12 protein-coding genes are annotated in these 14,378 nt (G+C 64.3%); 9 read left to right on the top strand and 3 right to left on the bottom strand.

The features are described from left to right. Positions 1 to 330: 330 nt before the first annotated feature. The 5 genes from ASG77_RS01275 to ASG77_RS01255 all read left to right on the top strand — a co-directional run bounded on the left by ASG77_RS01275 (position 331) and on the right by ASG77_RS01255 (position 5,846). Complete coding sequence (locus tag ASG77_RS01275; RefSeq protein ID WP_056340125.1) at positions 331 to 1,416, top strand: PhoH family protein; 1,086 nt, start codon at positions 331 to 333, stop codon at positions 1,414 to 1,416. After that, entirely contained in the window at positions 1,413 to 1,886 is a 474-nt protein-coding gene (gene ybeY / locus ASG77_RS01270; RefSeq protein WP_056340121.1) for an rRNA maturation RNase YbeY, read from the top strand. The genes ASG77_RS01275 and ybeY overlap by 4 nt, the downstream gene beginning before the upstream one ends. Then, positions 1,883 to 3,214: a hemolysin family protein gene (locus ASG77_RS01265; protein ID WP_056340118.1), complete on the top strand. Its 1,332-nt coding sequence runs from the start codon at positions 1,883 to 1,885 to the stop codon at positions 3,212 to 3,214. The genes ybeY and ASG77_RS01265 overlap by 4 nt, the downstream gene beginning before the upstream one ends. Beyond that, a complete protein-coding gene (era, locus tag ASG77_RS01260) occupies positions 3,198 to 4,172 on the top strand; it encodes a GTPase Era (protein WP_056340115.1) in 975 nt (324 codons plus the stop codon). The genes ASG77_RS01265 and era overlap by 17 nt, the downstream gene beginning before the upstream one ends. 99 nt (positions 4,173 to 4,271) lie before the next feature. Continuing rightward, positions 4,272 to 5,846, top strand: a complete 1,575-nt coding sequence (locus ASG77_RS01255; RefSeq protein ID WP_056340112.1) for an LCP family protein — start codon at positions 4,272 to 4,274, stop codon at positions 5,844 to 5,846. A gap of 71 nt (positions 5,847 to 5,917) precedes the next feature. Here ASG77_RS01255 and ASG77_RS01250 read toward each other — a convergent pair whose 3' ends face one another. Next, positions 5,918 to 7,870, bottom strand: a complete 1,953-nt coding sequence (locus tag ASG77_RS01250; protein ID WP_056340109.1) for a M13 family metallopeptidase — start codon at positions 7,868 to 7,870, stop codon at positions 5,918 to 5,920. Positions 7,871 to 8,125: 255 nt separating this feature from the next. Between ASG77_RS01250 and leuA the strand changes: the two genes are divergently transcribed. From leuA to ASG77_RS01235, 3 genes are all read left to right on the top strand, one after another. Further along, the gene (leuA, locus tag ASG77_RS01245) at positions 8,126 to 9,865 is read left to right on the top strand and encodes a 2-isopropylmalate synthase (protein WP_056340106.1); all 1,740 of its coding nucleotides are present in this window, start codon (positions 8,126 to 8,128) and stop codon (positions 9,863 to 9,865) included. A gap of 84 nt (positions 9,866 to 9,949) precedes the next feature. After that, positions 9,950 to 10,702: a DNA repair protein RecO gene (gene recO / locus ASG77_RS01240; RefSeq protein WP_056340103.1), complete on the top strand. Its 753-nt coding sequence runs from the start codon at positions 9,950 to 9,952 to the stop codon at positions 10,700 to 10,702. Between the two features lie 2 nt (positions 10,703 to 10,704). Further along, a complete protein-coding gene (locus tag ASG77_RS01235) occupies positions 10,705 to 11,535 on the top strand; it encodes an isoprenyl transferase (protein ID WP_056340100.1) in 831 nt (276 codons plus the stop codon). Here the strand turns inward: ASG77_RS01235 and ASG77_RS01230 are convergent. Next, positions 11,490 to 12,500, bottom strand: coding sequence for an alpha/beta hydrolase (locus ASG77_RS01230; RefSeq protein ID WP_056340097.1), 1,011 nt, complete (start codon positions 12,498 to 12,500; stop codon positions 11,490 to 11,492). The genes ASG77_RS01235 and ASG77_RS01230 overlap by 46 nt on opposite strands. A gap of 75 nt (positions 12,501 to 12,575) precedes the next feature. Here ASG77_RS01230 and ASG77_RS01225 point away from each other — a divergent pair, with 75 nt between their 5' ends. After that, positions 12,576 to 13,649 (top strand): quinone-dependent dihydroorotate dehydrogenase, encoded by a 1,074-nt coding sequence (locus tag ASG77_RS01225; RefSeq protein ID WP_056340094.1) that lies wholly within the window; start codon positions 12,576 to 12,578, stop codon positions 13,647 to 13,649. An 87-nt stretch (positions 13,650 to 13,736) separates the two neighbouring features. Here the strand turns inward: ASG77_RS01225 and ASG77_RS01220 are convergent, their stop codons facing one another. Further along, positions 13,737 to 14,339, bottom strand: coding sequence for a DUF3043 domain-containing protein (locus tag ASG77_RS01220; protein WP_056340091.1), 603 nt, complete (start codon positions 14,337 to 14,339; stop codon positions 13,737 to 13,739). Between the last annotated feature and the right edge of the window lie 39 nt (positions 14,340 to 14,378).

Below are 14,378 nucleotides of genomic sequence, written 5' to 3'. Positions count from 1 at the left end.
GCCCCGTGAGCCGGTCCCCGGACGGCTGTGATTTCCAGCATCGCATAGCCAGCCCCGCCAAAGGACCGAATCCGGGCTGCCGGCCCAACTGCAACGGGAACGATATGAGGCCGATATGAAGTTGATACCTAATGACGCCAATCGTCCCGCAGTAGGCCCGTGACGTGAGCCCTTGCCGGAGACCGCCGGGCGCTGCTGGGAGGCGCCGCCTGACGTAAGATGGAAGGACTCCGCTGGCTCCGGCGTGCTCGGCAACAGCCCCGCCCACGCAGCAGCCGGCGGCATTTAAGTTTCGAACTGGAGGAGACCACGGGCCTGCGGGCCAGCACCATGACTGAATCAGCGAACGGAAAGCGCCGGCTCAATACTGAACGCGCCGCCGGAGAATTCCCCCATTCACTTCCCGGTGTTCGGACGGAGGTGGTTCTCTTCGACAACTCCGATCAGATGGTCCAATCGCTCGGCAGCCATGATGAGGCCTTGCGTTACATCGAAGAGCAGTTCCCGTCCGTTAACTTCCACGTCCGTGGAAATGAACTGTCCATGAGCGGCCCTGCCAACGAAGTTCCCCGCATCATGCGGCTGCTGCATGAAGTTCGCGGTCTCGTGGCCCGTGGCACAGTCATCAGCCCCGCGGTGTTGCAGCAGCTCGTCTCGTTGCTCCGCAGCCAGTCATTGCAGAACCCTGTGGACGTCCTCACCCATGACATCCTCTCCAGCCGGGGGAAGACCATTCGCCCCAAGACCCTGAACCAGAAGAACTACGTGGACGCGATTGACGCGAACACGGTGATCTTCGGGATTGGCCCTGCAGGTACGGGCAAGACGTACCTCGCGATGGCCAAGGCTGTCCAGGCGCTGCAGCAGAAGGAAGTCAGCCGTATTATCCTGACCAGGCCCGCCGTCGAGGCCGGCGAACGGCTGGGATTCCTGCCGGGCACCCTGAGCGACAAGATCGATCCCTACCTGCGCCCGTTGTACGACGCGCTGCACGACATGATGGACCCCGAGGCCATCCCGCGCCTGATGGCCGCCGGGACCATCGAAGTGGCGCCGCTGGCTTACATGCGGGGGCGCACGCTCAACGACGCCTTCATCATCCTGGACGAAGCGCAGAACACCACACCGGCACAGATGAAGATGTTTCTTACGCGTTTGGGCTTCGGGTCCAAAATGGTGGTCACCGGAGACGTCACCCAGGTGGACCTTCCCTTCGACACACGCTCAGGTCTGCGGATCGTGGAGGAGATCCTGCAGGGAATCGAGGACGTGAACTTCACCGTCCTGGACTCCACTGACGTGGTCCGCCACCGTCTTGTGGGTGACATCGTGCGTGCCTACAGTCTCTGGGACGATCTCCAGCGGAACAAAGTGAACCACTCGGTGAGCCGGGAAAAGCGGGGGGAAAACGCGTGAGCATTGAGGTCAACAACGAGTCCGGCATCCAGGTTGATGAAGCGGAGCTCGTGGCGCTGTCCCGGTACGTTTTTGAGCAGCTGTACATCCACCCGCAGGCGGAACTCTCTATTCTCCTGGTGGATGAACCCGCCATGGAAAAGCTCCACATCGAGCTTATGGACGAGCCGGGATCCACCGACGTGCTCTCGGTCCCCATGGACGAGCTGACCCCTGGCACGCCGGACCGGCCCACTCCCCAGGGGATGCTGGGTGACATCGCCGTCTGCCCCCAGGTGGCGCAGGTGCAGGCCGTCAACGCCGGGCACTCCCTGCAGGATGAGATGCTGCTGCTGACCACGCATGGGATCCTCCACCTGCTCGGCTATGACCACGCAGAGCCCGAGGAAAAGGAAGAAATGTTCGGCCTCCAGCGCCAGCTGCTTTCCGGCTTCACCGGCAAAGAAGCACCTGCCGAGACCACGCAGTGACGCCCCTGCTCCTTGTCGGCATGGCCCTGGCGTTCCTCGGTACAGCAGCACTCTTGACCGCAGCCGAGGCCGCGTTCACGTTCCTTTCCCGGCATGACGCCGAAGACGCCCTGCTGAAGAGCCGCGGAAACGCCATGAAGCGCATCCTGGCCCAGCCGGTGGCGCACATCCGGGCCTTGCGGTTCTGGCGCGTTTGGTTCGAGATGGCTTCAGCCGTAGCGGTGGCCGTCCTGCTCCACAGCCTGCTGGACAACGTCTGGCTGGCCGGGCTGGCCGCCACGGGGATCATGGCCCTGCTCGGCTTCGTCATCGTCGGCGTTTCCCCGCGGCAGCTCGGCAGGCTCCATTCGGCCGCAGTCGTCCGCTCCACAGCACCGCTGATCAGGTACCTCACGTGGGTCCTCGGACCCATCCCGGGGTGGCTCGTGGCGCTGGGCAGTGCCGCCGCTCCCGGCGCTCCCGCGGGTGATGACGCGTTCTTCAGTGAACAGGAATTCCGCGAACTTGTGGACCGCGCATCCGAATCGGACATGATCGAAGACACCGAAGCTGAAATGATCCAATCCGTCTTTGACTTCGGCGACACCCTGGTGCGCGCCGTGATGGTGCCCCGGACGGATATCCTCAGCATCGACGCCGGCTCCAGCCTCAGGCGGGCCATGTCAATGTTCCTGCGGTCGGGCTATTCACGGATCCCGGTGATCCGCGACAACACGGACCAGATCCTCGGAATCGTGTACCTCAAGGACGTTGCGGCGAAACTCCATGAGCTCGGACCCGACGACGAACAGCCCCCGGTCGAAGCCCTGGCCCGCGAGGTCCGGTACGTCCCGGAGTCCAAGCCGGTGAGCGATCTGCTGCGGGAACTGCAGAAGGAGTCAACACACGTTGCCATCGTGATCGACGAATACGGCGGCACGGCCGGCCTTGTCACCCTGGAGGACCTCATCGAGGAAATTGTCGGCGAAATCGTGGACGAGTATGACACCGAAAGCGCCGAGGCCGTGGCCCTGGGCGGCGGTTCCTACCGGGTGAGCGCCCGGATGAGCATCGACGACCTCGGAGAACTATTCGACATAGAGCTCGACGACGACGAGGTTGACACTGTGGGCGGGCTGCTGGCCAAGGCCCTGGGCCGCGTTCCCATTGTGGGCAGCCGCGTGGAGGTGGGCGGCATCTCGCTGCTCGCCGAACGGCTCGAGGGCCGCCGCAACCGCGTCAGCCACATCATTGCCTCAGCAGTACCAAAAGCAGACACTGACCTTGAAGTCCTCCTCGACGAGGCGAAAGCAACCCAGCAGGGAGTTCCACGTGAGCAAGAAAAGTAATCGTCCGGCCAACCCGGATTCGGCCGCCAAAGACTTCGGCGGCTACAGGGCAGGATTTGCGGTCCTCGTGGGGCGGCCCAACGCGGGAAAATCAACCCTGACGAACGCACTGGTGGGCCAGAAGGTGGCGATCACCTCCGCCAAGCCGCAGACCACGCGCCACACCATCCGGGGGATCGTGCACCGCGATGACGCCCAGCTGATCCTGGTGGATACCCCGGGCCTGCACCGCCCCCGCACCCTGCTGGGAAAGCGGCTGAACGAACTCGTCGCCGACACCCTCGCCGAGGTCGACGCGATCGGCTTCTGCCTGCCCGCCAACGAGAAAATCGGCCCGGGCGACAAGTACATCGCCGCCCAGCTCGCCGCCATCGGCAACAAGCCGGTCATCGCGATCGTCACCAAGGCGGACACAGTGGACCGGCAGGCGCTCACCGAGCAGTTGCTCGCCGTCGCAGCACTGGGCCGGGATGTCATCGGCGAGGACGGCTGGAAGGACATCGTCCCGGTCTCCGCCACCGACGGCTTCCAGGTGGACACCCTCGCAGACGTCCTGATCAGCCACATGCCGGCGTCGCCGCCCCTTTATCCGGACGGTCACCTGACGGACGAACCCGAAGCCGTGATGATCGCCGAGCTCATCCGGGAAGCTGCCCTCGAAGGCGTCCGCGACGAACTGCCCCACTCCCTGGCCGTCGTCGTCGATGAGATTGTTCCGCGTGAGGGCCGGCCCGAAGACAGGCCTTTCCTCGACGTCCGGGTTAATCTCTATGTGGAACGTTCGTCCCAGAAGGCCATCATCATCGGCAAGGGCGGTGCACGGCTCCGCGAAGTCGGCACCAATGCACGCAAGGGGATCGAGGCGCTGCTCGGTGCCCGCATCTACCTTGACCTGCATGTGAAAGTGGCCAAGGACTGGCAGCGCGACCCGAAGCAGCTGGTCAAGCTCGGCTTCTGACGCTGCCTTTTTGCTTTACCCGGCCGGTCGTCGGGAAGTTCCCAGAGTGGGCAACTAAAATAGGCCGGATTCAATTTTTTCGAGGAAGGTACACCACCCATGGGGCGAGGCCGCGACAATCGCGAGTACGGAGCTGACGCGTCAGCCGGGACTGGTCCGGTGTCCCGCCACGCCGGTGCTACCGCCGTCGGCGTTGCCCGGCATCTCGGATCCCGGAGCCGGATGCCGGCCTGGCTGAAGGTGACCACTGCGGTGGTCACCATCCTGGTGGTCGGCGGTCTTGGCTTCGCGGGCTACTGGTATTTACGGTTCCAGTCGAACATCACTACGGCACCGCTGAACGCCGGTGGTGGGGCGAACGCATCGGACGACAAATCGGACCGGATGCAGATCCTGATCCTTGGCTCCGATACCAGGGACGGCGCAAACGCGGAGTACGGCGCCGTTGAGGACTCAACAGGTTACGGCAAATCCGACGTCATGATGCTGATGGACGTATCGGCCGACAACAAGCGGGTCAGCGTCATCAGCTTCCCCCGGGACCTGCTGGTCGACATTCCGAAGTGCACCGACCAGAAGACCAAACGGACTTTTCCTGCCCGCAACGGTGTCATGATCAACGAGGCCATGAATGAAGCCGGCATCGGCTGCGCCGTGGACACGGTCAACAAACTGACTGGATTGGAGATCGATCACTTCATGATGGCGGACTTCACCGCCGTGAAGGAACTCTCCAACACGGTGGGCGGCGTTGACGTGTGCATCAGTGACGCCGTCTACGATCCTGACTCCCGGCTGCGCCTGCCGAAGGGTACGTCCGCCGTTAAGGGCGAAATGGCACTTGCCTTCCTGCGGACCCGTCATGCCTTTGCCGACGGCGGCGACCTGGGCCGGATCAGGGCACAGCAGGGATTCCTGTCCTCCCTCACGCGCAAGATCAAGGACGACGGCACACTGTCTGACCCCTCAAAGATGCTGACCATTGCCGATGTTGTGACCAAGAACCTCACGGTGGATGAGGGGCTGGCCTCCGTGCCGTCGCTCGTGAGTATCGGTAGCCGGCTCAAGGACATCGATATCAGCAAGGTGGCGTTTGTGTCCGTGCCCACCACGCCGGCAGTCACGGACATCAACCGCCTGCAGATTGCCGAGCCCGCAGGGTCCCAGCTCTTTGCGGCCCTCCGCGAGGACGTGGACCTCACGGATCCGACAGCACCCACCACGCCGTCCCCGGCGCCCACGGAAACAACAGCCACTCCAACAGAAACAGCCCCGGCGGTGCCGCCGTATGACAAGGCCCTGCAGCCGGTCACCGTGGCCAACGGCAGCGGTGTCCCGGGACGCGCCCAGGAAATCGTGCAGGCGCTGATCACCGGCGGCTTCACCCAAGCCGGGCCGTTTGAAGCCACGGCGGTGGCGCAGAGCGTCGTCTACTACGGTACGGAATTCGCCGACGTCGCAGCTGACGTGGCTGCGCTGCTGGGGATCCCGGCCGCGCAGGTCCAGCTGGCGCCTCGTGTCGCTGGAGTCCAGGTTTACCTTGGAACTGACTTCACCACCGGGGCAACCTACGGCGCCGGTGCGGGCGCCGCCCTGCCTGAAGACATCGTCAACCAGACGGCCGGCGATACCGTCTGCCAGCAGGCCAACCCGGTGCTGATCGTCCAGGACTGACAGCATCACCCGTTAGACGCAGAGAGGCGAGGCCAGACGGCCCCGCCTCTCTGTGCGTCTGCCGGAGGTGACTACCAGATGCTGACGCGAGCGTCCTGCGGCATCCACATGCCATCCCGGTCGGTCACGCCAAAGGCCTGGTGGAAGGCGTCCAGGTTCTTGGCGATGGCGTTGGTCCTGAACTCGTTGGGGGAGTGGGGATCCGTGGCGAGCCTCCTGATGGCCTCTTCCGACCGGATCACCTGCCGCCAGCCGGCTGCCCAGGACGCGAAGAACCGCTGCTGCCCCGTCAGTCCGTCCAGCACTTCCGGTTCCTTGCCGTCAAGGCTGAGCAGGTAAGCCTTGTAGGCGATGGTCAGGCCACCAAGGTCGCCGATGTTCTCCCCGAGCGTCAGCTTGCCGTTGACGTTGTGCCCCGGCGCCGCATACGGGGACAACTCGTCGTACTGTGCCACCAGCTTGGCTGTGAGCTTCTCAAAGGCCGTCCGGTCATCGTCGGTCCACCAGTTCCGCAGCGCACCGCCGCCGTCGAACTGCGACCCCTGGTCATCAAAACCGTGGCCGATCTCGTGGCCGATCACCGCTCCAATGCCACCGTAGTTAACGGCGTCGTCGGCGTCGGCTGTGAAGAACGGTGGCTGCAGGATAGCGGCCGGGAAGACGATCTCGTTGAGCATCGGGTGGTAGTACGCGTTGACCGTCTGCGGTGTCATGAGCCACTTGTAAAGGTCCACCGGTTTGCCCACCTCATCCAGGTGGCGGTCGACGTCGGCATTGTGGGCCCGCTCAACGTTCCCCAAAAGGTCCAGCGGGTCGATTTCCACCGCGGAGTAATCGATCCACTTGTCGGGGTAGCCGATCTTGGCGCGGAAGGCCTCCAGTTTCCGCAGCGCCTCGGTCTTTGTTTCGTCACCCATCCAGGCAAGACCGGTGATGGACTGCCGGTAGGCCTCGATCAGGTTGGCCACCAGGGTCTGCATGCGGGCCTTGTGGGTTTCCGGGAAGTGCTTCGAGACGTAGATCTGCCCAACGGCCTCACCGAGTGCAGCTTCGACGACGGCGACGGCGCGCTTCCAGCGGTCCTTGTTCCGCGGCGTGCCGCTGATGGTTGTTCCGTAGAAGGCAAAATTTGCGTCCACGAACTCGGAGGACAGGTACGGCGCGGCGCCGTTGACGACCCGCAGGGCCAGCCACTCCTGCCACACGGAGAGCGGTTCGGACTCCAGCAGGCCGGCGGCCCCGCTGAAGAAGTCCGGTGTGCTTACTACGATCTCGTTGCGCTTGTCGGCGTCGATCCCGGCAGCTTCGAACCAGGTGTTAAGGAGCGGGAACAGTGTGGCCGCTTCCTCGGCGGACTTGAGGTTGTAGGTCTTCTGCGGGTCGCGCAGGGTGACGTTGTCCCAGTGGTGGGAAGCGAGGCTGGTTTCGAGGGCAACGACGCGCGCGGCCGCCGGCTCCGGATCGGGCACCCCTGCCAGGGTGAACATGGTCCGGACATGCTCGCCATAGGCCTTGACCATGGGGGCGAACTTTTCTTCCCGGTAGTAGGACTCGTCCGGCAGTCCGAGGCCGCCCTGGCCGGTGTAGAGCAGGATGCGGTCCGGGTTGCCAGCGTCCGGAGCCGGGTAGATGTAGAAGAGCCCGGACACGTCTGACCGGAACAGCCGTCCGGCCAGGGCCACAAGATCAGCAACCGTGGTGGTGGCAAATACCTCGGCAAGGCGACCGCGGATGGGCTCCATGCCTTTGGCCTCCACCGTGGCTTCGTCCATGAAGCTGTTGTAGAGCTCGCCCACTTTTCGTTCTATCCCGCTGGCGGCTTCACCCTTGGCAGCTGCTTCCTCGATGATGTCCCGGACAGCGATCTCCGCTCCGTCGCGCAGCGCGGTGAAAGTTCCCTCGAGTGGCCGGTCATCCGGAATTTCCGTGGCCTTGAGCCAGGACCCGTTCACGTGCTGGTACAGGTCATCCTGCGGCCTGACGGTGTGGTCAATGTTGGACAGATCGATCCCCGAGATGGGCACAGATGCTCCTTCGTGTGACGTGCCGCGGCCGGCGCTGGCACCGGCGCGGCGTCTGCATGTTGGACGATAAGGACGGTGGCGCACTCTCATCTTACGCACGCGTGCTACCCTCAAATGGTGCGCGCAGAGCTCCTTCTTCTTAGCTGCCGCGGCGAGGCCTCAGACGCGATCTAGCGCAAGGCCCATCCTCGTCGCGGAGTTCGTGTTGCCCGGCCACCCTTTCAGATTTGAACCACAGAAAAGGCCCCGATAGTAATGCGAAACGCACAGAAGCCCTCCGGAATGCCCGTCCACCGCTACATGCCGTTCCAGGATCAGATCACCGTTGAACTGCCTGACCGCACGTGGCCGGACAAGGTCATCGCCAAGGCCCCGCGCTGGTGCGCTGTGGACCTGCGTGACGGAAACCAGGCCCTGATCGACCCGATGAGCCCTGCCCGCAAGATGAAGATGTTCGATCTGCTGGTCCGCATGGGTTACAAGGAAATTGAAGTTGGCTTCCCGTCTGCTTCGCAGACCGATTTCGACTTTGTCCGCCAGCTCATCGTCGGTAACCACATTCCGGACGATGTCACAATCCAGGTCCTCACCCAGGCCCGCGAGCACCTGATCGAGCGGACGTACGAGTCCCTGGTCGGCGCCAAGCAGGCGATTGTCCACCTGTACAACTCAACGTCCGTCCTGCAGCGCCGTGTGGTGTTCAACCAGGACCAGGACGGCATCCTCGACATCGCGCTCCAGGGCGCCAGACTGTGCAAGAAGTACGAGGAAACCCTCGTTGACACGCACGTCACCTATGAATACTCGCCGGAGTCGTTCACCGGAACTGAACTGGACTATGCCGTCCGGGTCTGCAACGCTATCGCCGACGTTTTCGAGGCATCCGCTGACAGCCAGGTCATCATCAACCTGCCTGCCACCGTGGAAATGGCCACTCCGAACGTGTACGCCGATTCCATTGAGTGGATGAGCCGGAACCTGCACCCGCGTGAAGGCATCATCCTGTCCCTGCACCCGCACAATGACCGGGGTACCGGCGTGGCAGCCGCCGAACTGGGGTATCTGGCCGGCGCGGACCGGATTGAGGGCTGCCTGTTCGGCAACGGCGAGCGAACCGGCAACGTGGACCTCGTCACCCTGGGCCTGAACATGTTCGTCCAGGGCATCGATCCCATGATCGACTTTTCCGACATCGACGAGATCCGGCGCACCGTGGAGTACTGCAACCAGCTCCCCGTCGCCGAGCGTTCCCCCTACGGCGGCGACCTCGTCTTCACCGCTTTCTCCGGCTCACACCAGGACGCCATCAAGAAGGGCTTCGAGGCGCTGGAGAAGGATGCTGCCGCCGCCGGCAAGGACGTCGCGGACTTCACCTGGCAGGTCCCGTACCTGCCCGTTGACCCCAAGGACCTGGGCCGCAGCTACGAGGCCGTCATACGCGTCAACTCGCAGTCCGGCAAGGGTGGCGTGGCCTACCTGCTCAAGAACGAACACAGCCTGGACCTGCCGCGCCGTGCCCAGATGGAATTCTCCGGCGTGATCCAGAAGAAGACCGATACCGTGGGCGGCGAAGTCAGCGGCGCCCAGTTGTGGCAGCACTTCCAGGACGAGTACTTGCCCTCCAGCCAGGCGGAGGGCCAGTGGGGCCGATACTCACTCGGTTCCGTCAGCACCGAAACCGATGACGACGGCGGGATGACCCTGCACGCCTCGCTCACCGTTGATGGTGTCCAGGCCCGTCGCACGGGCACCGGAAACGGGCCCATCGCCGCGCTGTTGAGCATCCTGCGCGAGGACGGCGTCGATGTCCGGGTGCTGGACTACAGCGAGCATGCCCTTTCGGAAGGCGGAAGCGCCATGGCCGCAGCCTACGTCGAGTGTGCCGTGGGGGAGCGGGTCCTGTGGGGCGTCGGTATTGATGCCAACACCAGCATGTCCTCGCTCAAGGCCGTCATTTCCGCAGTCAACCGTGCCATCCGGGATTCCCGGGCCTGATTCGGAACACGTTGCGCGCCGGGATTCCCGGCGCGCAACGCACCGGCATTGCCGGCTTTCCGGAACTCAGTGCGAAGATTAACCGTGGTCCAACAATCCTTTGCTGCCCGGTCCTACCGGGATGACGCCGTGGTGCTCCGTACCCACAAGCTGGGCGAGGCTGACCGCATCATCACGCTGCTGACCAAGCACCACGGCCAGATCCGCGCCGTCGCCAAGGGTGTGCGGCGGACCAGCAGCAAGTTTGGGGCGCGGCTGGAGCCGTTTATGGTTGCCGACCTGCAGTTGGTCTCCGGAAAGACACTGGACATCGTCACGCAGGCTGTTGCCAAGGGCGCCTACGGCAGCAACATCGCCGCAGACTATGGCCGGTATACCGTTGCCGCTGCCATGACCGAAACTGCGGAAAAACTGACCGACGTCGACGGCGAAGCCGGCACCGCCCAGTACAACCTCCTGGTGGGGGCGCTGGCCTCGCTGTCCCGGGCCGAGCACGCGCCGGGACTGATCCTGGATTCGTATCTCCTGCGGGCCCTTTCCACCGGCGGCTGGGCTCCGAGTTTTACCGACTGCGCCCGCTGCGGCCGGCCCGGCCCGCATACGGCCTTTTCGGCTCCGCTCGGCGGTATGGTCTGCGCTGACTGCAGGCCACCCGGTTCGCCTGCGCCGGCCGCGGAGACCGTTGTGCTCCTGGGTGCCCTGCTGACCGGGGACTGGACGACGGCGGATGGCTCGGACGTCCCGCACCGACGGGAAGCTGCGGGGCTGGTGGCCGTATACCTGCAATGGCACCTTGAACGTGTCCTGAAATCCCTCAAACATGTGGAGCGTGGCTGACAGTGGCCTTGGGAAAAAAGAAGAGACCTTCGCGGCAGCGGACCACCCCTGTGGTGGCACCGTATCCGCACCCGTCCGGCGCGGTTGCCCCGGCGATCCCCGCTGAATTCATCCCCCGCCATGTTGCCATTGTGATGGACGGCAACGGCCGTTGGGCCAACCAGCGGGGCCTGCCGCGGATCGAGGGACACAAAGCCGGCGAGCCCGCCCTGCTGGACGTGATGGCGGGCGCTATCGAACTGGGCATCGAATACGTGAGCGTCTATGCGTTTTCCACCGAAAACTGGCGCCGGTCACCCGAAGAGGTCCGCTTCCTGATGGGTTTTAACAAGGACGTGCTACGAAGGCAGCGGAACCAGCTGGACGACTGGGGTGTCCGCGTGCGGTGGTCCGGCCGGCGTCCCAGGCTGTGGGGCTCGGTGATCCGCGAACTGGAAGAGGCTGAGGAATTTACCGCGGGCAACAGCACGTGCACGTTGAACATGTGTGTTAATTACGGCGGCCGGGCGGAAATCACGGACGCCGTATCGGCTATCGCCGCCGAGGTTGCCGCAGGCCGGCTCAAACCCGCGACCATCACCGAGAAAACCATCCAGAAGTATCTGGACGAACCGGACCTGCCGGACGTGGACCTGTTCCTGCGGAGCTCGGGGGAGCAGCGGCTCTCCAATTTCCTACTCTGGCAGTCCGCGTATGCCGAGTTCGTCTTTATGGACACGCTGTGGCCCGACGTTGACCGGCGGACCCTATGGGACGCCGTCGAAATCTACGCCCAGCGGGACCGGCGCTATGGCGGCGCCGTCGACGCCGCACCGGGTTCAGCCGTACCGTAACCCCGGAGCCAGCGGGCGAGCCGCGCATAGGCGTCTGCCCGCACTTTGGCAGGGGAGAGGAAGACGTCGTGGAGCGCGCCGTCGATCCGTTCCACCGTGACGCTGCGCCCCAGTGCCAGGGCGCGGAGGGCGATGATGTTGACGTCCAGTACCGCGTCGGTGCGCCGCATTTCCTCGGACCAGAACGGCCCGGTGGCGCTTCCCCGGGACAGCAGCACCAGGATGGGTATGTCGATGTCCAGGCCACGGGCCACCTTGGTGTGGCCGGCCAGGATGGCGCTGAGCCAGCCCGCGCGGAGCGGAAATGCCATGGGCGGACGGAACCTGTCGTCAAGCGGCCACTCGCCGTCGGCTGAACTGCTGATGGTCCGCCAATAGAAACCCCGCTCGGGCAGCCGCAGGACAGCCTCCGGCCGGAATCGCGCCACGGGTCCCACCATCGTGGACGCAGCACGGCGGACCAGCGAGCTGCCGTGCATCTCCAGCCAGGGACTGTTTAACACCAGTTGGGAGGCCGCTCCGGGGTGGTTGCTGACCCAGAGGGCGGCCACCAGGCCGCCGGTGGAGTGGCCCATCAGCGTAAGGGAGGCCTTGTCTTCCAGTTCCGGCTTGTGCGTGTCGGCCCGGATGATGGAGATGGCCGCTTCGATCTCGGAGTCATAGTCCGCCAGGTTCGCCACGTAGCCGCCCGGCGTTTCCGGGCGCAGGCTGCGGCCGTGGTTATGCATGTCGAGGGCGTAGAACTCGTAGCCGCTGTGTGTCCAAAACTGCGCCAGGTCCACATTGAAGAAGTAGTCGCTCCAACCATGGAGGAACAGCACTGTCCGGCGCCGGCGGGTGGCTGCCGGTTCCTTCGCCGGACGGAAGCGCACCAGCGTGGCGGTGCGCTGGACGCCGTCTTCGCCCCGGGCCTCGAAGGTGCAGGCTTCGAAGCCAGCACCGAGGATATCTGGCTGCCACCTCATGGCTTTATGCTAGCCGGAGCCGCATGTATGGCGGCCCGGTTTGGTCTGGACCGTCCGAGACGGAAAACTAGAGCCATGCGCGTATATCCGACATTCTTCAGGCTGGCCTTTTCGTGGATGGACGCGGAACGCGCCCACAAGATCGGATTCAAGGGAATCAAACTTGCCCATACTTCCGGCGCAGGACGGCTGCTGCACCGGTTCACGGCACCCGCGGCCTCACTGCAGACTTCTGCCTTTGGGCTGACCTTCCCATCCCCGTTCGGTCTCGCAGCCGGGTTCGACAAGGAGGGATACGGCATCGAGGCCCTCACTGAACTTGGCTTTGGCCATGTCGAAGTAGGGACCATCACCGGGCAGGCGCAGCCGGGCAACGAGAAGCCGCGCCTTTTCAGGCTGATCGAGGACCGGGCTGTCATTAACCGGATGGGGTTCAACAACGATGGCGCGGCCGCCGTCGAACCGCGCCTCAAAGCGGCACGCGCCGCCCTGCAGCGCCGGCACCCTGACGTGCGCCCCGTGATCGGGGTGAACATCGGCAAGAGCAAGGTGGTGGAACTCGACGACGCCGTGGCCGATTACCTGGTCAGCGCCCGGAGCCTGGCGCCGGCCGCGGACTACCTGGTGGTCAATGTCAGCTCACCCAACACGCCCGGGCTGCGCCTTCTCCAGGATGTCCAGACACTCCGCCCGCTGCTGACCGCGGTGGGGGACGAAGCGGACAAGGCGGCAGGCCGGCACGTCCCGCTGCTGGTCAAGATCGCACCGGACCTCAGCAATGAGGACATCGACGACGTCGCCAAGCTGGCCCTGGACCTTAAGCTGGACGGCATTATCGCCACCAACACCACGATCGGGCGTGAGGGGCTGGCGTCGCCGGCTGCGAAAGTGGTCGAATGCGGCGCCGGGGGCCTGTCCGGGGCACCGCTGAAGCAGCGTTCATTGGAAGTCCTTCGCCGGCTCAAGGAGGCCACCGGGGGCGCGATCACGCTGGTGTCCGTCGGCGGCGTCGAGACGGCGAAGGACGTCCAGGACCGCCTGGATGCCGGGGCCACGCTGGTCCAGGGCTACACGGCTTTCCTGTACGAGGGACCGTTCTGGGCGGCGCGGATCAACCGCGACCTGGCGAAAGCGCGACGCAACCGCTGACTCACACAACAAAACCCCGGTGGTTGGACCACCGGGGTTTTCGTTGTTTAAGGGAGGAGTGCTGCCGGGTCTGGCCCGGCCTGCACGTCAGGACGGGTATTGGCCGCGCTTCACGAGCGGCTTGGGCAAGCGCAGCTTGCGGAACTGCAGGGACCGCATCGAGCCGTACCAAACCGTGCCACGCTCAACCCCGCCGAACTTCTCGGTCAGCTTCTTGCGGAGCTGCCTGGACAGAATGAACACATCCACAAATACGGCCAGGAACATCACCCAAAAACCGCCCAGGACATAAACCATCTGCTCGCTGGAAGCCGGAACAATGAGGGAAATGATGACAAATACCAGGGCGCCGAACATGAGGTATTCGCCCAGGCTGAAGCGCGCATCCACGTAGTCGCGGGCATAACGCTTCTGCGGACCCTTGTCGCGCAGGGGCAGGAATTTTTCATCACCTGTGTCGAGCGCCTGGCGCATTTTGGTCCGCTGGTCCTGGATGGCCTGGCGCTCAGCGGCCTTGGACGCCTTGCGGTCCTCCGGCACCAGGGGCCGTTTGCGGGCAGCCTCCTGGGCTTTGCGCTTGGGCGTGGGCGTACCCTTGCCCAACGCGGCATCCTGCCGGGCTGCCGCTTCAGCGGCCTGCTGGTCTATTGATTGCTGCGCCGTTGGCGCTTCCTTTTTACGTCCGAACACGTGAACAGAATACCTTGCGGCCCAAGGAGATTCGGCGCG

Origin of the sequence: Arthrobacter sp. Soil762, assembly GCF_001428335.1 — a bacterium.
In the GTDB taxonomy this organism is placed as follows: Bacteria; Actinomycetota; Actinomycetes; order Actinomycetales; family Micrococcaceae; genus Arthrobacter.
The sequence above is the reverse complement of the archived record's forward strand: the minus strand, read 5'-3'. Positions and strand labels throughout refer to the sequence as shown.